We start from the raw sequence: 20,815 nt of genomic DNA on the forward strand, positions 1-20,815 counted from the left end.
GCCCGGGGGCGCCGGCCCCGCCCCGTCTCAGCCCTCCGCGCCCAGGCGTTCCAGGATCAGTTCCCGTACGCGTGCCGCGTCCGCCTGGCCTCGGGTGGCCTTCATGACCGCTCCCACCAGCGCGCCCGCCGCCGCGACCTTGCCCGCGCGGATCTTGTCCGCGATGGCCGGGTTCGCGGCGATCGCCTCGTCCACCGCCGTACCCAGCGCGCCCTCGTCGGAGACGACCTTCAGGCCGCGCTTCTCGACGACGGTGTCCGGGTCGCCCTCGCCCGCGAGGACGCCTTCCAGGACCTGGCGGGCCAGCTTGTCGTTCAGCTCGCCCGCGGTGACCAGCTCCGCCACCCTGGCGACCTGCGCCGGGGTGATCGGGAGCGCCGCGAGGTCCGTGGACGTCTCGTTGGCGCTGCGCGCCAGCTCGCCCATCCACCACTTGCGTGCCTGGTCGGCCGGGGCACCGGCCTCGATCGTGGCGGTGATCAGGTCGACCGCGCCCGCGTTGAGCATCGACTGCATGTCGTGCTCCGAGACGTCCCACTCCTCGCGCAGCCGCTTGCGGCGCAGCCGGGGCAGCTCCGGCAGTCCGCCCCGCAGCTCCTCCACCCACGCGCGCGCGGGCGCGATCGGGACGAGGTCGGGCTCGGGGAAGTACCGGTAGTCCTCCGCCTCCTCCTTCACACGGCCGGACGTCGTGGAGCCGTCCTCCTCGTGGAAGTGGCGGGTCTCCTGGATGATCGTGCCGCCGCCGTCGAGAACCGCGGCGTGCCGCTGGATCTCGTAGCGTGCCGCCCGCTCCACGCTGCGCAGGGAGTTGACGTTCTTCGTCTCCGAGCGGGTGCCGAACATCGAACGGCCGTGCGGGCGCAGCGACAGGTTGACGTCGCAGCGCAGCTGCCCCTGCTCCATGCGGGCCTCGGAGACGTCCAGCGCCTTGATCAGCTCGCGCAGCTCCGCGACGTACGCCTTCGCGACCTCCGGGGCGCGCGCCCCGGCGCCCTCGATCGGCTTGGTGACGATCTCGATGAGCGGGATGCCGGCGCGGTTGTAGTCCAGCAGGGAGTGGGACGCGCCGTGGATACGGCCGGTGGCGCCGCCGACGTGCAGCGACTTGCCGGTGTCCTCCTCCATGTGGGCGCGCTCGATCTCCACCCGGAAGATCTCGCCGTCGTCCAGCTGGACGTCCAGATAGCCGTTGAAGGCGATCGGCTCGTCGTACTGCGACGTCTGGAAGTTCTTCGGCATGTCCGGGTAGAAGTAGTTCTTCCGGGCGAACCGGCACCACTCCGCGATCTCGCAGTTCAGCGCGAGACCGATCTTGACGGCGGACTCGACGCCGATCGCGTTGACGACCGGCAGCGCCCCCGGCATACCGAGACAGGTGGGACAGGTCTGCGAGTTGGGGGCGGCGCCCAGCTCGGTGGAGCAGCCGCAGAACATCTTCGTTCTGGTGCCGAGCTCGACATGGACCTCCAGGCCCATGACGGGGTCGTACGTCGCGAGAGCGTCCTCGTACGGGACGAGCGACACGTGTTCAGTGACGGTCACGGTGAAACTTTCCCTCTCTGCGGGCTCAGCCCAGCAGGACGTCGTCGTCGCCCAGCCGCTTCAGCTCGCGGTAGAGCAGAGCGATGCCGGTGACGATGGCGGCGGCGGAGACGGCGGCGTCGATCAGCCGCAGCGTGTCGTTGTCCTCGCGGGCCATCCTGGCCTGCTTGATGACGCTGACCGCTCCGAAAGCGGTCGTGCCGATCGACAGGTACATGCCGGACTTCGACTTCTTGAAGCCCTTGGCCTTCTTGGTCATTGCGCTCATAGCGACGGTGCCTCCTCCAACAGCGGGTGTCCCCAGCGTTCCACGAACGCCGCCTCGACCGCTGCGCCTACCCGGTAGAGACGGTCGTCCTTCATCGCGGGGGCGATGATCTGCAGTCCGACCGGCAGACCGTCCTCCGGCGCCAGTCCGCAGGGCAGCGACATGGCGGCGTTTCCGGCCAGGTTGGTCGGGATGGTGCACAGATCGGAAAGGTACATCGCCATCGGGTCGTCGGCGCGTTCACCGATCGGGAAGGCGGTGGTCGGCGTGGTCGGGGAGACGATCACGTCGACCTGCTCGAAGGCCCTCTCGAAGTCCCGCACGATGAGTGTGCGGACCTTCTGGGCGGAGCCGTAGTACGCGTCGTAGTAGCCGGAGCTGAGCGCGTACGTACCGAGCATGATGCGCCGCTTGACCTCGTCGCCGAAGCCCGCCTCACGGGTGAGGGCGGTGACGTCCTCGGCCGAACGGGTGCCGTCGTCGCCGACGCGCATGCCGTAGCGCATGGCGTCGAAGCGCGCGAGGTTGGAGGAGCACTCGGAGGGGGCGATCAGGTAGTACGCCGAGAGGCCGAGGTCGAAGGACGGGCAGTCCAGCTCGACCACTTCCGCGCCCAGCTCCTTGAGGAGGTCGACGGACTCGGCGAACCGCTGCATGACACCGGCCTGGTAGTGCTCGCCGGAGAACTGCCGGACGACGCCGACGCGCATACCGGCGACGGTGCCGTTGCGGGCGGCCTCGACCACCGGCGGGACGGGTGCGTCGATGGAGGTCGAGTCGAGCGGGTCGTGCCCGCCGATGACCTCGTGCAGGAGGGCCGCGTCCAGGACCGTACGGGCGCACGGGCCGCCCTGGTCGAGCGAGGACGAGAAGGCGACCATGCCGTAGCGGGAGACTCCGCCGTAGGTGGGCTTGACGCCGACCGTGCCGGTGACGGACGCGGGCTGGCGGATGGAGCCGCCGGTGTCCGTGCCGATGGCGAGCGGCGCCTCGTACGCGGCGAGGGACGCCGACGAGCCGCCGCCGGAGCCGCCGGGGATGCGGGTGAGGTCCCAGGGGTTGCCCGTGGGGCCGTACGCGCTGTTCTCCGTCGACGACCCCATGGCGAACTCGTCCATGTTGGTCTTGCCGAGGATGATCACGCCGGCCGCCTTGAGGCGGCGGGTGACCGTCGCGTCGTACGGCGGGATCCAGCCTTCGAGGATCTTGGAGCCGACGGTGGTGGGGATGCCCTCGGTGGTGAAGATGTCCTTCAGCGCGAGCGGGACGCCGGCGAGCGGGCCGAGCTTCTCGCCGCGGGCCTTCTGCTCGTCCACGGCGCGGGCCTGCGCGAGGGCGCCCTCGCGGTCGACGTGCAGGAAGGCGTGGACCTTCTCGTCCACGGCCTCGATGCGGGCCAGGTGGGCCTCGGTGACCTCGACGGCCGTCAGTTCGCCGGAGGCGACCTTCTCGGCGATCTCGGCGGCGGTGAGCCGGATGATGTCGGTCTTGATGTCCGTCATGGCTGTTAGTCCTCCCCCAGGATCTGCGGCACCTTGAAACGCTGCTGTTCCTGGGCCGGGGCGCCGGAGAGCGCCTGCTCGGGGGTGAGCGACGGGCGTACCTCGTCCGCGCGCATGACGTTGGTCAGCGGCAGCGGGTGGGAGGTCGGCGGGACGTCTTGGTCGGCGACCTCGGATACGCGGGCGACCGCGCCGATGATGTCGTCGAGCTGACCGGCGAAGTGATCGAGCTCTTCGCCCTTCAGCTCCAGACGCGCCAGCCGTGCGAGGTGGGCGACCTCCTCGCGCGTGATGCCAGGCATGCAGCGATCCTCTGGGTGGGTGTCGGGATTTTGGCCCAATCCTATGGGGCGCGGCACCGTGCCAACGAAACGGTTTCCCGCGGCCGGGCTCCGGCCCCGGCCCGCGTCCCGATCCCGGCCCGGGCGAGGGTGCCGGCGCCGGCTACTGGACCACGCGGCTGGAGGGACCCGAGGCGTCGGTACGCGGCGGCTCCAGGGCCGGTGTGCGCGGCGGGCGGCGCCAGCCCGTCTCACCGCGGGCCAGCAGCCAGGACGTCGCCTCGTGCGGGGGCATCGCGGCGGCCACGAGCCAGCCCTGGACGGCGTCGCAGCCCAGGTCGCGCAGCCGCTCCCAGGTCTCGTCGTCCTCGACGCCCTCGGCGACGACCACCAGGCCCAGCGAGTGCGCCAGGTCGATCGTGCAACGGACGATCTCCGCGTCCTCGTTGTCGATGGCGAGGCGGGCCACGAACGAGCGGTCGATCTTCAGCTCACTCACCGGCAGACGGCGCAGATGGACCAGCGAGGAGTAGCCCGTGCCGAAGTCGTCGAGCGACATCTTCACGCCGTGTCCGGTCAGGCCGGCCAGGGTGTCGGCGGCGCGCTGCGGGTCCTCCAGCAGGACGTGCTCGGTTATCTCCAGTTGGAGCGAGCCGGCCGGGACGCCGTGCCGGGCGAGCCGCGCGGCGACCGCGCCGGCGAAGCCCGGGGTGTGGACGTCACGCGGCGAGACATTGACGGCCACCGGGACGAACAGGCCCTGGGCGCGCCAGCGGGCGACCTGGCCGAGCGCCGATTCCAGTACGTACTCGGTGAGATACGGCATCAGGCCCGAGGACTCGGCGATCGCGATGAACTCGTCCGGGGGCACTCTCCCCCGGTCCGGATGCACCCACCGTACGAGCGCCTCCAGGCCGACGACCTGGCCGTCGAAGCGGACCTTGGGCTGGTAGTGCAGCTCCACGTCGCCCGCGTCGAGCGCGCGCCGCAAATCGCCCAACAGGCCGAGCCGGTCGGGGGTGTTGGAGTCCCGCTTGGACTCGTACACCTCCACGCCCGTACGGTCCCGCTTGGCCTGGTACATCGCGACATCGGCCCGCTGGAGCAGCCCTTCCGCGTCCACCGCGTGCTCGGGGTGGACCGCGACGCCGGCGCTCGCCTCCAGCACGAGCGTCAGCCCGTCCAGATCGAGCGGCGAGGACAGCTCGGCCGCGAGATGGCGGGCCACACGCTGGGCGCTGGTGATGGAGTCGACCAGCGGCAGCAGTACGGCGAACTCGTCGCCACCGAGCCGCGCGGCCTCCGCCCCGCGCGGCAGGGCCAGCTTGAGCCGCTCCGCTATCTGCAACAGCAGTCTGTCGCCCGCGAGATGGCCGAGGGTGTCGTTGACGGAACGGAACCGGTCGAGGTCGATCAGGACCAGCGCCGAGCGCGCGCCGAGGGTCTTGGCCTCCTCCAGCGCCGTCCACGTCCGCTCCAGGAGCCACTGCCGGTTGGGCAGCCCGGTCAGGGGGTCGCGCAGCTGCTCCTCGGCCCGTGCCCTGGCGATCCAGAGCGTGGAGTCGAGGGCGATCAGCGGGACGGCGAACAGCGGCAGCACCACCGGCCGGGACACGGCGACGACGCAGATCAGGGGGGTGATACCGAGCAGCGCGACGGCCAGCAGGCACTGTCGCAGCAGGGCGGTGCGGGCGACGGTCGGCAGGCCGCCGCCCTGCGCGGTCTGCGAATACCACAGGAGCAGCCGGGTCACCAACAGATACGCCCCGGCCGCCAGCACGATCTCGGGGACCGTGCCGATCCCCCAGTGGAGGGGCTGCCAGGGCTTCGCGACCGTCGGTACGTCGCCGAAGGCGAGCAGGACCAGTGCCGCCGCTCCGATGCCGAGGATGTCCACGGCGCCGTGCAGCGCGCCCTGGCGCCAGCGGTGTCTGCGGGCGATGCCGACCAGCACCACGACGGCGAGGCTGACCAGCCCGGCGGCGACCCAGCCGTACAGGAGCAGCACCGCGAGGGTGAGGGCGGCGCCGGAGCCCGTGCCGCCCCACCAGCGGTCGCGGCCGAGCGCGACGAGATGACCCACGATGATGCCGGTGAGTACGGCGAGCGCCCAGCCCGTGGTGCCGTCCGGGAAGAGCGCCCGGCCGTCCCGTACTTCCCGGAAGATGCCCAGTGCCAGCACGACGGCGGCGACCGCCACCACGACGAGGGGCACTCGGGCCGACATGCCTCCAAGTCCCGCGAATCCGCGCGGGCGTGAGACCGGGGCGGCGCTCTCGGTCGGTTTCATTCCCGTCCCTCTCACAGCCGGCAGTGCCGTTACCACGCGATGGCACGTTGTCATGCCACCACGACTGATTTCCCACACGCAGCCGTGCACGACAGGCGTACCCCTCAACAGTAGGCCGCGAACGGCGTCGGCGGGCAGCGCTCTACCGCTGTTGCCCGAATGCAACCCGCCCTTCCTTATCCATCTGGTATGCGCCGAACGGGTGACCTACGAGGGCTTGTTGTGCCCGTTCGGTCACTCCTTCGTACTCTCCGCAGACGCTTCGTCAGCCGTTTTCGGGACGTCCTTGGCCGGTTCCCCCGCCCCCTCGTCAGCCGCCTCCGGCGCCTGTACAGCGGCCTCCCGCGCCGCGTCGGGGCCTTCCGTGAGCAGGACGGCGAACCCCTCCTCGTCGAGCACCGGCACCTTCAACTGCATCGCCTTGTCGAACTTGGAGCCGGGGTTGTCACCGACCACCACGAAGGCGGTCTTCTTCGACACGGCGCCGGTCACCTTCGCTCCGAGCGTCTGGAGCGCCTCTTTCGCGCCATCCCTGGTGTGATTTTCGAGCGTGCCCGTTACGACCACGGTGAGGCCCGCGAGCGGGCGCGGTCCCTGGTCCTCGTCGGAGACCTCGTCCTCCATCCGGACCCCGGCCTCCCGCCACTTGCGCAGGATCTCCAGGTGCCAGGGCTCCTTGAACCACTGCGTGAGGGAGGCGGCGATGGTCGGGCCGACCCCCTCGACCGCTGCCAGCTCCTCCTCCGTGGCCTGCTCGATACGGTCGATGGAGCGGAACTCCCTGGCCAGGGCCACCGAGGCGACCGGTCCCACGTGCCGGATGGAGAGCCCCGCGATGATCCGGGCCAGCGGGCGTTCCTTGGCCGCCGCGATGTGCTCCAGCATCGCCAGCGCGTTCTTCTTCGGCTCGCCCTCCTGGTTGGCGAAGACGGTGGCGATCTTCTCCTCGCCGGTCTCGGGATCGCGCTTGGGCAGACCGCTGTCCATGTCGAGCACATACGCCTTGATGGGCAGCAGTTGGTCGACGGTGAGGGTGAAGAGGTCGCCCTCGTCCAGCAGCGGGGGCGTCGAGGGCTCAAGTGGCTTGGTCAGCGCGGCGGCGGCCACATAGCCGAAGTTCTCGATGTCCAGGCACTTACGGCCGCCGAGATAGAACAGCCGCTCGCGCAACTGGGCCGGGCAGGAGCGGGCGTTGGGGCAGCGGAGGTCGATGTCGCCCTCCTTCATGGCCTTCAGTTCCGTACCGCACTCGGGGCAGACGGCCGGCATCTCGAACTCGCGCTCGCTGCCGTCCCGCAGGTCGGCGACCGGGCCGAGGATCTCCGGGATGACGTCGCCGGCCTTGCGCAGCACGACCGTGTCACCGATGAGGACGCCCTTGGCCTTCACCACGTCCTGGTTGTGGAGGGTGGCGAACTCGACCTCGGAGCCGGCGACGGTGACCGGCTCGACCACCGCGTACGGAGTGACCCGCCCGGTGCGTCCGACGCCGACCCGGATGTCGACCAGCTTGGTGTTGACCTCCTCGGGCGCGTACTTCCAGGCGATGGCCCAGCGCGGGGCGCGGGAGGTCGAACCGAGCCTCCCCTGGAGGGCGATCTCGTCCAGCTTGACGACGACGCCGTCGATCTCGTGCCGGACCGAGTGGCGGTTCTCGCCGAAGTAGGCGATGAACTCCCGTACGCCGGCGAGGTCGTCGACGACCTTGTTGTGCTGGGCCGTCGGCAGGCCCCACTCCTCCAGCAGCTCGTAGGCGTGCGAGAGGCGGTCGATGTCGAAGCCCTCGCGCGCGCCGATGCCGTGCACCACCATGTGCAGCGGGCGCGACGCCGTGATCTTGGGGTCCTTCTGGCGCAGCGAACCCGCCGCCGCGTTGCGCGGGTTGGCGAACGGTTTGTCACCGGCCTCGACCAGCCGGGCGTTGAGCTCCTGGAAGCCCTCCATGGGGAAGAAGACCTCGCCGCGGATCTCGACCAGCTCCGGGACGCGGTCGCCCTTCAGCCGGTGCGGGATCTCCGCGATCGTACGGACGTTGGGCGTGATGTCCTCGCCCGTGCGGCCGTCCCCGCGGGTCGCGGCGCGCGTGAGTCTGCCCTGCTCGTAGGTGAGATTGACGGCGAGTCCGTCCACCTTCAGCTCGCACAGGAAGTGGAAGCCCGGCGCGCCCACGTCCCTGGCGACGCGGTCCGCCCAGGCGGCCAGCTCCTCGTCGTCGAACGCGTTGTCCAGGGAGAGCATGCGCTCGCGGTGCTCGACCGCGGTGAACTCCGTCTCGTACGCCCCCGCGACCTTCTGGGTCGGCGAGTCGGGCGTCCGCAGTTCCCCGTACTGCTCCTCCAGCGCCTCCAGGGCGCGCAGCAGCTTGTCGAACTCGCCGTCGCTGACGACCGGCTGGTCCTTCACGTAATACCGGAACCGGTGCTCCTCGACCTGCTCGGCGAGGTGCGCGTGCCGCTCCCGCGCTTCCGCGGGTACTGCCGTCTGCTGTTCGCCAGCCACCGTTTCGTCCTCCCGTTTCACCGCGTCACCGCGAGCACCGCGATCAGCGACCCATGTCTCGTCAATGTCACTCAGGGTTGTCCGCGAGGGATCGCGCCGCCCTGACACAGTGCGCCATCGCGGCACGGGCGTACGTGGGTGAGGCACCCGCGAGCCCGCACGCCGGAGTGATCACCACGGACTCCGCGAGAGTCCCCGGATCCAACCCCAGCCTGCGCCACAGCGTTCTGATACCCATGACGCTACCTCCCGGGTCCGACAACGGGGTGTCCGTGCCCGGCACCACCCCGGCGAAGAGTCTCACGCCGCCCTCGACCGCCTCGCCGATCGTGTCCTCGTCACGCTCAGTGAGCAGCGAGAAGTCGAACGACACGGCCGCCGCCTCCGCGCGGCGCAGCAGCGCGAACGGCACGTCCGGGGCGCAGGAGTGGACCACGGCGGGTCCGTCGTTCGCCCGCATCACCTGGCGCAGCGCGTCCTCGACGGCCTGCCGGTCCACCGCCCGGTGGGTGCGGTATCCGCTGGCGGTCCTGATGTGCCCGCGCAGTACGGCGGTGAGGGACGGCTCGTCGAGCTGGAGCACGGGCGTGGCACCGGGCACCCTGCGCCGTACGTCGGCGAGGTGCGCCGTCAGGCCCTCCACCAGGGATCCGGTCAGGTCGCGGCAGGCGCCGGGGTCGCTGAGCGCCGACTCGCCGTTGCGCAGTTCCAGGGCGGCCGCGAGCGTCCACGGGCCGGTCACCTGGACCTTGAGCGGGCCCTCGTACCCCTGGGTGAACTCTTCGAGCGCGTCCAGGTCCTCGCCCAGCCAGGACCAGGCGCGCCGGGTGTCGCGGCCGGGGCGGTCGCCGATCCGCCAGCCGCTGGGCTCAACCCGGGCGAAGACCTCGACGAGCATCCCGGCGGTCCGGCCGATCATGTCGGCGCCGGGGCCGCGCGCGGGCAGTTCGGGGAGGTGCGGGAAATCCTCGAAGGTGCCGGTGACGCTCTTGGCCGTCTCGCGCGCGTCGTCTCCCGGCATCGACCCGACGCCGGTGGCGGCACCCCACAGGGGCTTCGCCGGGGTGTCGGTCCCGCGGTCACTCGTGGTCTCGGTCATCGTCCCGGCCGTACCGTCAGGTCGTTGATCTCCGCGTCGCGCGGCAGGTCGAGGGCGGTGAGGATCGTCGTCGCGACCGACTCCGGGTCCATCCAGCGGGCGGCGTCGTACTCCTTGCCCTCCTGGCCGTGCACCTTGACCTGCATGGGTGTGGCCGTACGGCCCGGATAGACCGACGCGACACGCAGGCCGTTCGGCCGCTCCTCCTGACGGAGGGCGTCGGCGAGCGCCTTCAGGCCGTGCTTGGAGGCGGCGTAGGCGCCCCACTCGGCGTGGGCGGTCAGACCGGCGCCGGAGTTGACGAAGATCACCTGGCCCTGCGCGGCGCGCAGTTGGGGCAGGAAGAGGCGGGTCAGCTCGGCGGGCGCGACGAGATTCACGTTCAGCTGGCCGGTCCACGCCTTGGGGGTCAGCTCGCCGACGGGGCCGAGGTCGACGATGCCCGCGATGTGCAGGAGCGAGTCCAGCCGGTCGGGGAGCGTCTGGTGGGACAGCGCCCAGGAGAGCCGGTCGGGGGTGGCGAGGTCGCCGACGAGCGTACGGGCGCCGGGGTAGGCCGCGGCGAGTTCCTTGCCGCGGCCGGCGTCGCGGGCGAAGAGCAGCAGGTCGTCGCCGCGCTCGTGCAGCCGGCGCGCGACAGCGGCGCCGATGCCGGAGCCCGCGCCGGTGATCAGATGGGTAGCCATGGGGTCATGTTCGCATCACCCCATGGCACGGCTGTACGGTCCCGACGCGGTCGACCGTGGTCCGGTCGCCGTCCCGTCGCGGTCCCCGGCGGGGGGTCAGCTCACCCCGGCGGACTCTTCCAGATAGGCGAGGGCGCCGACCGCGTCCTCGGCGAAGAAGACCAGGTCGGTCAGGGGCAGCGGGAGGAAGCCCTCCCTGTCCATACGGATGAACTGCTCCTTGAGGCCGTCGTAGAAGCCCGCCGTGTTGAGGAGCACCACGGGCTTGTCGTGCAGGCCGTGCTTCTTCAGTTCGAGGATCTCGGTCGCCTCGTCCAGCGTGCCCGTACCGCCGACCATGATCACGACGGCTTCGGACTTGGCGAGGAGCAGCGCCTTGCGCTCGGCCAGGTCCTTGGCGATCACCATCTCGTCGGCGCGTGCCCGCTTCGTGGCACCCAGGAAGCCGACGGAGACCCCCACGAGACGCCCGCCCGCCTCCTCCACCCCGTCGGCGACGACCTTCATCAGCCCGACGTCCGAACCGCCCCAGACGAGCGTGTGGCCCCCCTTGCCGAGCAGTTCGGCGAACTCGCGGGCGGGGCGGGTGTAGCGCTCGTCGAGGTCGGCGGCGGAGAGGAAGACACAGATATTCATGGCTCCACGGTATCCGGGTGACCTCTTTGGGAAGAGGGCGTGGTCGGCCGTTGCTGACGGTAGAAGGGACCGCGGAAAGAAGAGGGACCGAGTACACCGAAGGAGCCGATCGCCATGGCCAAGGGCCACACCATCACTGTCGAACAGGGCACGGAGCACGTACGGGTCGTCCGCGACGGACAGGTCGTCGCGGACAGCAGCCGGCCGTTGCTGCTGCACGAGACCGGACTGCCCGTCCGTTACTACCTGCCGCCGGAGGACGTGCGTACGGAGTTGCTGACCGCGTCGGACACCACGACCCACTGCCCGTTCAAGGGCGACGCCTCCTACTGGTCGCTGCCCGACGCTCCCGACCTGGTCTGGGCCTATCCCGAGCCGAAGGACGAAGTCGCCGGGATCAAGGACCACTTCTGCTTCTACGAGACGGAGGTCGTCGCGGGCTGAGCCGCCCGGTCCGGCTCCGTCGAAGAAAAATTCTCCACATTCCGCTCGGCGCCGATGAGTTCCGGTGAGTCCGCCGGTCCATATGCGTATGGACCAAGTGGGCAAGGCGAAGTCGGGTGACGGCACCCTCATCGCGTACCGGCGGACGGGCGGCGACGGGCCTCCGGTGATCATGGTGGGAGGAGCGTTCAGCACGGCGGCGGCGGAAGCACCGCTGGCGGCGCTCCTCGCACCCCGCTTCAGCGTGATCACCTATGACCGGCGGGGGCGCGGCGGCAGCGGCGACACGGCGCCGTACGCGGTGGATCGCGAGGTGGAGGACATCGCCGCCCTCCTTACGGAGGTGGGCGGCAGCGCCTCCGTGTACGGCATGTCCTCGGGCGCCGCCCTGGCGCTGGAGGCGGCGGCCACGGGGCTGCCGATCACCCAACTCGCCGTGTACGAGCCTCCGTACGACGCCGATCCGGCGGACGTCACGGACAACGCGGCCTACACGGCGCGGCTCGACGACCTGCTGACGCGGGGACGGCGGGACGAGGCCGTGGAGCTGTTCCTGTCGGTGGTCGGGGTGCCGCCCGACGTGATGGCGGGGATGCGCCGGGCGGCGATGTGGCGGAGCATGACGGCGCTGGCGCACACCCTCGCGTACGACAACGCCGTGATGGGCCCCGGACCGGTGCCCACGGAACGGCTCTCACGGATCACGGCGCGGGTGATGGTCGTGGACGGGGGCGCGAGTCCGCCGCCGATGCGGGTGGCGGCGCGGGCGGTGGCCGAGGCGCTGCCGCGCGGACGGCACCGCACCCTGACCGGTCAGGTGCACGAGGTGGCGCCGCACGTGCTGGCGCCGGTGCTTGAGGAGTATTTCGCCGCGGCGGCGTGAGCCTGAGGGCGCGAGGTCGTAAGGACGTGAGCCGTGAGGACGCGAGCCGTGAGGACGTCAGGGCGTGGCCTCGTGAGGAGAGGACGTTGAGACCGGTGTCAGGGTCAGGGTCGGGGACGAGGGTGACGGCGGGCGGCGGTCTGCTCGCCGACCACGCCCGGTGCAGACATGGGCGGGTGGGGTTCAGCGGATCGCGTCGTGCGGCAGCACCGCGTGCACTCCCCACGTCTGGTTGGCCACCTGGGTCACCCGCAGATCGACCGTCGTACTCGCCAGAGCGAGGGCCGTCGCCCGCTTCACTCCGTACAGCGACGTCATCCACGTCAGCATCGTGTCCAGGGCCCGCGCCGACGCCTCGTTGAGGTCCGCGTCGAAGCCGAAGGTGATCCGGCCCGCCGGAGTCACCGCGTGCGGCGTCGCCAGCGGCGGGGACGGCAGGAGACCGACGGTGAGACGGGTCGTCATGCCGCATTCGATCGCCGTGCCGGAGACCTCGCCGTCGCCCTGTGCGGCGTGGCCGTCACCGATGCTGAGCAGCGCGTCCGGCACGGTGACGGGGAGGAACAGGGTGGATCCGGCGACCAGTTCGCGGCAGTCGATGTTGCCGCCGCCGAGGGTGCGGGGCGGTGTCGTGGAGTGCTCGCCCGGTTCGTCCGGGGGTGTGCCGACGACGCCGAGGAAGGGCGCGAGGGAGACCGTGTGACCGTACTGGTCGGTCCCGGTGCCCTTGTCCGCGTCGAGGTCCCACAGCAGCCACTCGCCGTCCTCGTCGGTCATGCCGAGCCGGCGGGTGAGCGGGGTGTCGGACGTCGCGGCGGCGGTGAAGCCCCAGTCGTCGGGGCGCAGGGACTCCAGCGTCACGGAGAGTGCCATGCCCGGCTCGGCGCCGCGTACGGCGATCGGGCCCACCAGGCAGTGGCCGCGCCGCTCGCCGAACATGCGGGGCACGTCCTCGTCCGCCGTACGACGCCGCTCCAGGTGGCCCGAGCAGTCGAGCGTGTGGACGGTGAGGGTGTCCCCGGGGTCGACGGTCAGCACCGGGGGCAGTTCGCGAGAGAAGACATTGCTGACCGTGCCGGGCACGGAGTCCAGGAAGTGCTCGGCCACGGTGGGCTTCCTTCGGTCGGGTCGGGACGTTCGGGCCGGTCGCCGCCCTGCGGGCGGGCCGCTCACAGCCTCCCACGACAGGCGACGGCCCGGTCCAGGGCCGCTGCGAACGGGGCCCTTCCCGTACGCAGCGCGGTACGTCAGGCGCGCCGTACGGTGAACTCGGCCCGGCGTACACGCAGCACGGTCCGGCCGCCCTCGGTCGACACACGGGCGCCCTCGCAGCGCGCCGCGCCGTCCACCGCGACCACCGACTCCGTGTCGGCCCCGCCGAGCGCGCGGAACGTCGCACGGCCGTCGGCGCCGCCGGTGAGTTCCGCCGTGGCGTACGCGACGCGCAGGCCGCCGACGTCCAGCCCGAGCGGCAGAATCGCCGCCGTACGACCGGGCAGGTGCAGCTTCTCGCCGCCGAAGAGGGGCTTGCCGTTCTCCGTGACCGTGAAGTCCTGGTCGTAGCCGGAGGAGACGTTGAAGGCGTGCAGCAGCCGTCCGCGCTCGCCGTCCGCCGTCGTCAGCAGGAAGACTCCCGGGTCGGTCGCGCTGTGCCGGAGAGCGGGGGCGGCGTCCAGTGCGCGGAACGCACGGCCCCAGAAGGTCAGGTCGCACTGGTAGTCGGTGGTGATCACGACGGCCCGCCCCCGCCCGAGGGGGATGTCGAAGCCGCAGCCCTTGCCCGTGGACAGCTCGCGCAGCACCGTCGTCCCCCGGGAGGGTTCGCACAACTGGGTACGTGACAGCCGCACTTCGGGCAGCGGCGCCGCCCAGTCGTGGGCGGTCACCGACAGCCAGAAGCGGTTCGCGTCGGTGAGTGTGTCCCCGGCCTTGAGGCCCAGCGCGTCCGCGAGCACGGTGCAGCGCTTGTCGGCCATGTCCTTGACCGGCAGCCTCCCGGACAGCAGCAGCTTCCCACCCGCCTCGACGTAGCGGACCAGTCGGCGCTGGAGTTCGGCCCCCAGGTGCTCGCCCGTGGCCAGCGCGAACACCGGTACGGCCTTCGGGTCCGGATCGCCCGCCTGAAGGTTCACGGCCCGGTAGCGGAAGCCGCCGAGCAGCATCGCGCGGGCCAGGGAGCCGCGCGGGCCCGCACCGCGTGTGTTCACCGCCTCGTCCAACACCTTTTGTACGGAGGCGAGTTCCGGCGGGTGGTACTCGGTCAGATAGTGATCGGGTACGAAACCGAGCGCCACGTCGTCGTAGGTCGTACGCATCGGCGCGAGGACCTCGGCGAGAGAGCCCATCGCGCGCACCGTCCGCCGCGTCGACGCGTAGCTGACTCCTGGCCGGCCCTCCGGATCGACCGGTGCGGCGAAGCCGTGCCGCTCGCCCGTGATGCCGATCCGGTCGTTCCCGTCACCCGTGGGCTTGTCGAGCTTGGGATTGAACCCGCCCGCGAACAGGTAGTAGTTGAGCATTTTCGCGCCCTGCGCGACACAGAGACGGGTCTTGAGATCAACGCCCGAGGGGCTGGTCTGGCTGTCCATGTTCTGCCCGTAGTCGGCGTGCCCGGCGTCGAACTCCAGCGCCGTGACCGGCTGGTCCTTGTCGTTGACCGCGTCCATGAAGGCGTTGATGAGATAGAGGTCGGTGACATTGCGCAGGGTCAGATCGCCGAGGTAGAAGTCCGCGCCGGAGATCGTTCCCTCGATCCCGGCGTAGGTCTCCATCAGTTGGCTGATGCCGATGGGGAACGGCTCGGCGCGGCTGTCGGAGGTGCCGTGGATGTTGATCACGAACGGAACGCCGGTGATCCCGTACTCCTCGGCGGCGGAGCGCAGTTCGGCCACGTACCGCGCGAAGCGGCCCCGCATGAAGCGGCCCAGGTCGTGCATCAGGGCCGCGCCGTAGGCGTCCTTCGGGTGACGTATCGCCTTGCGCCGCCCGGCCAGGTCCTCGCCCGCGAAGGGGTACCGCCCGGCGAGCCCGTCCCCGTACTCCTCGCGCAGCCAGCCGTCGAAGTCGGCCGTCAAGTGGTCGGTGAGGTCGGGCGAGTTGCTGACCCAGGCCAGCATCCCGATCTCGTTGTCGAGCTGTACGGAGACGACGGGGCCGCCGCTGCCGTGCAGCCGCTCCGCGAGCACCGGCATGACCGCCGCGTACCAGTGGCGCATCTCCTTGAGGAACGCGGGCGCCAGGTAGTCGACGGTGGGCGTGGTGGCGGGAGCGTCGTTCCAGCCGGTGGAGACGATCTCGGGGTGGTCCTCGCGCACCCGCTCGGGCACGCCCTCGCCCTTCAGCTCGGCCATGGTGAAGGGGCCGGGGCGGGCGATGAAGAGGAAGCCGTTGCGGTGGCAGAGGTCGATGAAGGCGCCGAGGTCGCGTTCGGGGCGGGTACGGCCGGTGACGTCGATCGTGCCGTCGGGCAGCTCGTGCCACATCCAAGGGATGTACGAGGCGATGGTGTTGAGCCCCGCCGCCTTGGCCCTGTCGAGCCTGGACTGCCAGTCCGCCTTCTTCAGCCGGAAGTAGTGGATCTCTCCGGCGAGTACGAGCACGGGCTTGCCGCCGACGAGGATCTGCTTGTTCCGGTACGAGACCGAGCCGGCCGGGGCGGTGTCGCCGGGCGGAGCCGGGGCGGCGGGTGCGGCCAGCGCCTCCGGCGCGGACAGGCCCGCGGTGGCGAGCGTACCGAGGGCGGCTCCGCCCAGGACGGTGCGGCGGCGGGGGGCGGGGGCATGCGTCATGGCGTCGCACTTCCTCGGGGGGAGAGCAGAGCGGGTGGGGGGCTCAAGGGAACGGGGCGGCATGTATGCGCTGCCTGTATGCGCATACATGCACCCTGGAGCAGCCCCTCACGCACCACAAGAGTGCGCCTGATTACGCTTGCGTAACGGGCGTGGACCCGGCCGGCGCCGCACCGACGCCCGCCGGGTCGGCCGGTCGGCCGGTCAGCCGGTCAGGGCTTCCGCGCGCCGTGCCGTCGTCGCGATCGTGGCCGAGCCGACCACGCGCGTGCCGTCGTACAGCACGATCGCCTGGCCCGGGGCCACGCCCCGTACGGCCTCCGCGAAGTCGACGTGCAGCGTGCCGTCGATCAGCTCGGCCGTGACGGGTGTCTCGTCGCCGTGGGCGCGCAGCTGCGCCGTGTAGGCGCCGGGGCCGACCGGGGCCGTGCCGCCGCACCAACGGGGCCTGATGGCCGTCAGGGCGGTGACGTCGAGGGCGGCCACGGGGCCGACCGTCACGGTGTTGTCGACGGGCGAGATGTCCAGCACGTAGCGCGGCTTGCCGTCGGGCGCGGGGTGGCCGATCCGCAGGCCCTTGCGCTGGCCGATGGTGAAGCCGTGCGCGCCGTCGTGGGTGCCGACCTTGGCCCCCGACTCGTCGACGATGTCGCCCTCGGCCTTGCCGAGACGGGCGGCGAGGAAGCCCTGGGTGTCGCCGTCGGCGATGAAGCAGATGTCGTGGCTGTCGGGCTTCTTCGCGACGGCCAGGTCGCGGCGCTCGGCCTCCGCGCGGATCTCGTCCTTCGTGGTGAGGGTGTCCCCGAGCGGGAACATGGCGTGGGCGAGCTGGCGCTCGTCGAGCACCCCGAGGACGTACGACTGGTCCTTGGCCATGTCGCTCGCGCGGTGCAGCTCGCGGGTCCCGTCGGGGCCGGTGACGACCGTCGCGTAGTGACCGGTGCAGACGGCGTCGAAGCCCAGCGCGATCGCCTTGTCGAGCAGCGCCGCGAACTTGATCTTCTCGTTGCAGCGCAGACAGGGGTTCGGGGTGCGCCCGGCCTCGTACTCGGCGATGAAGTCCTCGACGACATCCTCACGGAAGCGCTCGGCGAGGTCCCATACGTAGAAGGGGATGCCGATCACGTCGGCGGCCCGCCGCGCGTCGCGCGAGTCCTCGATGGTGCAACAGCCCCGCGCACCCGTACGGAACGACTGCGGATTCGCGGAAAGCGCGAGGTGGACGCCGGTGACGTCGTGACCGGCTTCGGCGGCGCGGGCGGCGGCGACGGCGGAGTCCACGCCGCCGGACATGGCGGCGAGCACACGGAGGGGGCGCTGGGGTGTCTGAGTCATAGCAACACAAGCGTAAGGGTGCGCGGGAACCAGAGTCGCGCGAGTATCCGTTGACAGTCCATGGGCAAGAGAAGGCGGGGCGCCGAGAGTGGTGGCGTGGCCGGTGATACGAGCGGTGCGGGTGGCGTGGGCGGCGTGGGCGGGACGCCCGTCGGTGACGGGTCGAAGATCAGGCGGCGCGCCTTTCTGATCGGCGGCGCCGCCGCGGTGGTGGGCGGCGGGACGGTCGCGGTCCTGGCGGGCCAGGACCAGGCGACGCGGCTCTGGTACCGCGTACCGGGGGTGGAGAAGGCGCGCACGCCGGGTGAGCTGGATCACGTGGGCGCCGAGTGGGTCGCCGCGTCGTCGGCGAACTGGCGCCGGGCGGACCGGCCGGCGGACTTCACCGTGGACCGGGTGATCATCCATGTCGTGCAGGGCAGCTACCGGACGGCCCTGAAGGTCTTCAAGGACCCGGCGCACCAGGCGGCCACGCACTACGTGGTGCGCAAGGACGGGCACGTCGCGCAGATGATCCGTGAGCTGGACGTGGCGTACCAGGCGGGGAATCGCTCGTACAACGAACGCGGCATCGGCATCGAGCACGAGGGGTTCGTGGACCGGCCGCAGGACTTCACGGACGAGATGTACGAGTCGTCGGCGCGGCTGACGGCGGGGATCTGTCAGCGGTACGGGATACCGGTCGACCGGAAGCACATCATCGGTCACGTGGAGGTACCGGGGACGGACCACACGGACCCGGGGCCGCACTGGGACTGGGACCGGTACATGAAGCTGGTGCGGGGCGCGGGGGGCGCGGGGTAGGGGGGTTTCGTTTGCCGGGTCCGCCCGGTGGTCGGGTTGTCCTCAAGCGCCGGACGGGCTGGGTGGTTGCGGTGGTCGGCTGACCGTCGGGGCGCGGGCCCTCCGGAGGGATATGTCCGGACGGCGTGACTTACGCCGCGTGCAACGCTCGTTGGACCCGACGCGGCCTCCTTGTCCACGCGACACAAGTCAGCCTGAGTGTCCGAACACACCCCTCCTACGACCCCGCCCCCCTCACGCCGCCACACGGCACTGTTCACACCCCCCGGGCCGGTGACCGGCCCAGGGCCGTACCGCAGGGCACCCCACACCCACCCCCGGTCTGCGGGTTGGAAGGGGGACGCGCAGGGGTCGTGGTCGGACACTCAGGCTGACTTGTGCCGCGTGGAAAGCCTGGTTCCCCCGGGTCCAACGAACCCTGCACGCGGCGTAAGTCACGCCGTCCGGCCATGACCCCGGAGCGGCACCCGGCCACCACCGCAACCAAACCCAGCCCGTCCGGCGCTTGAGGACGAAACCGGCCGCCGGCTCGCAGGGACGGACCCCGCAACCGCTCAGCTCAGCCCCGCCGCCCGCGCCCGCGCCACCGCTGGGCCGATCGCTGAGGCCACCGCCTTGACGTCCGCCTCTGTAGAGGTGTGGCCGAGGGAGAACCGGAGCGTGCCCCGCGCCAGTTCGGGGTCGGTGCCCGTCGCCAGCAGGACGTGGCTGGGCTGCGCCACCCCCGCCGTGCAGGCCGACCCCGTCGAGCACTCGATCCCCTGCGCGTCCAGCAGCAGGAGCAGCGAGTCGCCCTCGCAGCCGGGGAAGCTGAAGTGGGCGTTGGCGGGGAGGCGGTCGACGGGGTCGCCGCCGAGGACCGCGTCCGGCACGGCCTTCCGTACGGAGGCGATCAACTCGTCGCGCAGGGCGCCGATGTCGCGTGTGAACTCGCCGCGCCGTTCGGCGGCGAGCCGCCCCGCGACGGCGAACGCGGCGATGGCGGGCACGTCGAGGGTGCCCGAGCGCACGTGGCGTTCCTGGCCGCCGCCGTGCAGGACGGGGACGGGGGTGTACTCACGGCCCAGGAGCAGCGCGCCCACCCCGTAGGGGCCGCCGATCTTGTGCCCGGTGACGGTCATCGCGGCGAGTCCGGACGCGGCGAAGTCGACCTCGGTCTGGCCGAACGCCTGTACGGCGTCCGAGTGCAGCGGAATGCCGAACTCGGCGGCGACCTCGGCCAGTTCGCGTACGGGGAGGATCGTGCCGATCTCGTTGTTCGCCCACATGACGGTGGCCAGCGCGACGTCGTCGGGGTTGCGTTCGACGGCCTCGCGCAGCGCTTCCGGCGAGACCCTGCCGTAGCCGTCGACGGGCAGGTACTCGACGTTCGCGCCCTCGTGCTCGCCGAGCCAGTCGACGGCGTCCAGGACGGCGTGGTGCTCCACGGGGCTGGCGAGCACGCGTGTCCTGGCCGGGTCGGCGTCGCGGCGGGACCAGTAGAGGCCCTTCACCGCGAGGTTGTCGGCCTCGGTGCCGCCGGAGGTGAAGACGACCTCGCTGGGCCGGGCGCCGAGGGATTCGGCGAGTTCCTCGCGCGCCTCCTCGACGGTACGCCGGGCCCGCCGCCCGGCGGCGTGCAACGAGGACGCGTTGCCGACGTCGGCGAACCGAGCGGTCATCGCCTCGATGGCCTCGGGAAGCATCGGGGTGGTCGCGGCGTGGTCGAGATAGGCCATGGTGTGCACGATTCTACGAGCCGCGCCGGGCGCGGATCGCCGTGGGCGGGGCGTGAGCGGGAAGCCGGGCGGGGCGCGGGCCGGAGAGCGGTCGTCCGGACGGCGCTCGGGCACCCTCCGGGGCCGGTGGCGCGGGCCCCACCGCAGGGATGATGGGCGGTATGACCGGTCACAGCAGAAGAGCCGAGATGTTCGTCACCGCCGGGCCCGACCGCCGGCTCGACGCCGCGACCACCGGCGACGAGCGCGCGATGCTCGCCGGTTTCCTGGCGGCCCAGCGGGCCACACTGGAGTTGAAGTGCGCCGGTCTCGGTCTGCTGCTGTCGCGGCGGGCCGTACAGCCCTCCACGCTCTCGCTGCTCGGTCTCGTACGTCATCTGGCCGATGTGGAGCGCCGCTGGTTCCGGTGTGTCCTGGCCGGGCAGGACGCGCCGCCCCGGTTCTCGTCCCCGGCGCGCCCGGACGGCGACTTCGACGGCGCCGTCCCTGATCGGGACGTGGTCGCCGCCGCGTGGGCGGCCTGGGGCGAGGAGGTGGCCTTCGCCGACCGGTTCGTGGCGGCGGCGCCCCATCTCGACGTCGTGGGTGAGGACGGGTGGCGCGGGACGGTGTCGCTGCGCTGGGTGCTGATCCATCTGGTCGAGGAGTACGCCCGGCACAACGGCCACGCCGACCTGCTCCGTGAGCGGATAGACGGCGCGCGGGGGCTGTGACAGGGCCCGCCCCGCGCGCCCGGAAATGTCGGGCCCGGGAATTGTCAGACCTGGGACCTAGGGCCTGTCTTCAAAGTAGCGCCGTCCGCCCGTAGGGCGGGCCCTGCGCCCGCCGCGGAGCGGCTGATGTCTCGTCGGTGCGGTGCGTCGCAAGGCGGAGGATCGGCGTTGTGGATGGCCCGGCCGTACTCGGTCGACTCCGACAACGCAGGGGGCACCTCCCGTGGCCCCCTAGGGAGTGTCTTTCCGATCATCGGATCGTTGGTTCGGTCGTGAGGGATGGGGAGATTTCTGACGCGGCTTGGGTGGTGATCGAGCCGTTGC

At 71.4% G+C, this 20,815-nt stretch carries 17 protein-coding genes; 4 read left to right on the forward strand and 13 right to left on the reverse strand.

The genetic code is table 11. The features are described 5' to 3' along the window. Nucleotides 1–27 precede the first annotated feature (27 nt). The 9 genes from gatB to ACFUN8_RS30660 form a co-directional block, all read right to left on the reverse strand. Nucleotides 28–1,545, reverse strand: coding sequence for an Asp-tRNA(Asn)/Glu-tRNA(Gln) amidotransferase subunit GatB (gatB, locus tag ACFUN8_RS30620; RefSeq protein WP_383644655.1), 1,518 nt, complete (start codon nucleotides 1,543–1,545; stop codon nucleotides 28–30). Nucleotides 1,546–1,570: 25 nt separating this feature from the next. Beyond that, nucleotides 1,571–1,813: a hypothetical protein gene (locus tag ACFUN8_RS30625; protein ID WP_382568860.1), complete on the reverse strand. Its 243-nt coding sequence runs from the start codon at nucleotides 1,811–1,813 to the stop codon at nucleotides 1,571–1,573. After that, nucleotides 1,810–3,315: an Asp-tRNA(Asn)/Glu-tRNA(Gln) amidotransferase subunit GatA gene (gene gatA, locus ACFUN8_RS30630; protein WP_383644658.1), complete on the reverse strand. Its 1,506-nt coding sequence runs from the start codon at nucleotides 3,313–3,315 to the stop codon at nucleotides 1,810–1,812. Before gatA ends, ACFUN8_RS30625 begins: the two co-directional genes overlap by 4 nt. 5 nt (nucleotides 3,316–3,320) lie before the next feature. Beyond that, nucleotides 3,321–3,617 carry an Asp-tRNA(Asn)/Glu-tRNA(Gln) amidotransferase subunit GatC gene (gene gatC, locus ACFUN8_RS30635; protein ID WP_015036350.1) on the reverse strand — a complete coding sequence of 99 codons (297 nt, stop codon included), beginning with the start codon at nucleotides 3,615–3,617 and terminating at the stop codon, nucleotides 3,321–3,323. A gap of 142 nt (nucleotides 3,618–3,759) precedes the next feature. Then, nucleotides 3,760–5,886, reverse strand: coding sequence for a putative bifunctional diguanylate cyclase/phosphodiesterase (locus ACFUN8_RS30640; protein ID WP_383644661.1), 2,127 nt, complete (start codon nucleotides 5,884–5,886; stop codon nucleotides 3,760–3,762). A gap of 234 nt (nucleotides 5,887–6,120) precedes the next feature. Further along, complete coding sequence (ligA, locus tag ACFUN8_RS30645) at nucleotides 6,121–8,385, reverse strand: NAD-dependent DNA ligase LigA (RefSeq protein WP_383644664.1); 2,265 nt, start codon at nucleotides 8,383–8,385, stop codon at nucleotides 6,121–6,123. 67 nt (nucleotides 8,386–8,452) lie between these two features. Then, a complete protein-coding gene (locus ACFUN8_RS30650; RefSeq protein WP_383644667.1) occupies nucleotides 8,453–9,484 on the reverse strand; it encodes a methionine synthase in 1,032 nt (343 codons plus the stop codon). Then, complete coding sequence (locus tag ACFUN8_RS30655) at nucleotides 9,481–10,170, reverse strand: SDR family oxidoreductase (protein WP_383644670.1); 690 nt, start codon at nucleotides 10,168–10,170, stop codon at nucleotides 9,481–9,483. The genes ACFUN8_RS30650 and ACFUN8_RS30655 overlap by 4 nt, the downstream gene beginning before the upstream one ends. 96 nt (nucleotides 10,171–10,266) lie before the next feature. Beyond that, a complete protein-coding gene (locus ACFUN8_RS30660; RefSeq protein WP_383644673.1) occupies nucleotides 10,267–10,806 on the reverse strand; it encodes a TIGR00730 family Rossman fold protein in 540 nt (179 codons plus the stop codon). Nucleotides 10,807–10,920: 114 nt separating this feature from the next. Between ACFUN8_RS30660 and ACFUN8_RS30665 the strand changes: the two genes are divergently transcribed. Both ACFUN8_RS30665 and ACFUN8_RS30670 read left to right on the forward strand, forming a co-directional pair. Continuing rightward, nucleotides 10,921–11,250 (forward strand): DUF427 domain-containing protein, encoded by a 330-nt coding sequence (locus ACFUN8_RS30665; protein ID WP_383644675.1) that lies wholly within the window; start codon nucleotides 10,921–10,923, stop codon nucleotides 11,248–11,250. Between the two features lie 97 nt (nucleotides 11,251–11,347). Beyond that, on the forward strand, nucleotides 11,348–12,133 hold the full coding sequence (locus ACFUN8_RS30670) for an alpha/beta fold hydrolase (protein WP_383644691.1): 786 nt from the start codon (nucleotides 11,348–11,350) through the stop codon (nucleotides 12,131–12,133). A 183-nt stretch (nucleotides 12,134–12,316) separates the two neighbouring features. Here ACFUN8_RS30670 and ACFUN8_RS30675 read toward each other — a convergent pair whose 3' ends face one another. The 3 genes from ACFUN8_RS30675 to mnmA form a co-directional block, all read right to left on the reverse strand. After that, entirely contained in the window at nucleotides 12,317–13,240 is a 924-nt protein-coding gene (locus ACFUN8_RS30675) for an acetamidase/formamidase family protein (protein ID WP_383644678.1), read from the reverse strand. Nucleotides 13,241–13,380: 140 nt separating this feature from the next. Next, nucleotides 13,381–15,921, reverse strand: a complete 2,541-nt coding sequence (locus tag ACFUN8_RS30680) for a beta-galactosidase (RefSeq protein ID WP_383644680.1) — start codon at nucleotides 15,919–15,921, stop codon at nucleotides 13,381–13,383. A 204-nt stretch (nucleotides 15,922–16,125) separates the two neighbouring features. Further along, complete coding sequence (gene mnmA / locus ACFUN8_RS30685) at nucleotides 16,126–17,256, reverse strand: tRNA 2-thiouridine(34) synthase MnmA (RefSeq protein WP_383644683.1); 1,131 nt, start codon at nucleotides 17,254–17,256, stop codon at nucleotides 16,126–16,128. 60 nt (nucleotides 17,257–17,316) lie between these two features. Between mnmA and ACFUN8_RS30690 the strand changes: the two genes are divergently transcribed. After that, nucleotides 17,317–18,060: an N-acetylmuramoyl-L-alanine amidase gene (locus tag ACFUN8_RS30690; protein ID WP_383644686.1), complete on the forward strand. Its 744-nt coding sequence runs from the start codon at nucleotides 17,317–17,319 to the stop codon at nucleotides 18,058–18,060. A gap of 554 nt (nucleotides 18,061–18,614) precedes the next feature. Here ACFUN8_RS30690 and ACFUN8_RS30695 read toward each other — a convergent pair. Further along, a complete protein-coding gene (locus ACFUN8_RS30695) occupies nucleotides 18,615–19,778 on the reverse strand; it encodes a cysteine desulfurase family protein (RefSeq protein WP_382568884.1) in 1,164 nt (387 codons plus the stop codon). A 161-nt stretch (nucleotides 19,779–19,939) separates the two neighbouring features. On the opposite strand from ACFUN8_RS30695, the gene ACFUN8_RS30700 reads away from it, so the two are divergent. Beyond that, nucleotides 19,940–20,491 carry a DinB family protein gene (locus tag ACFUN8_RS30700; RefSeq protein WP_383644688.1) on the forward strand — a complete coding sequence of 184 codons (552 nt, stop codon included), beginning with the start codon at nucleotides 19,940–19,942 and terminating at the stop codon, nucleotides 20,489–20,491. Nucleotides 20,492–20,815 lie beyond the last annotated feature (324 nt).

The organism is Streptomyces sp. NPDC057307, assembly GCF_042667665.1.
In the GTDB taxonomy this organism is placed as follows: Bacteria; Actinomycetota; Actinomycetes; order Streptomycetales; family Streptomycetaceae; genus Streptomyces.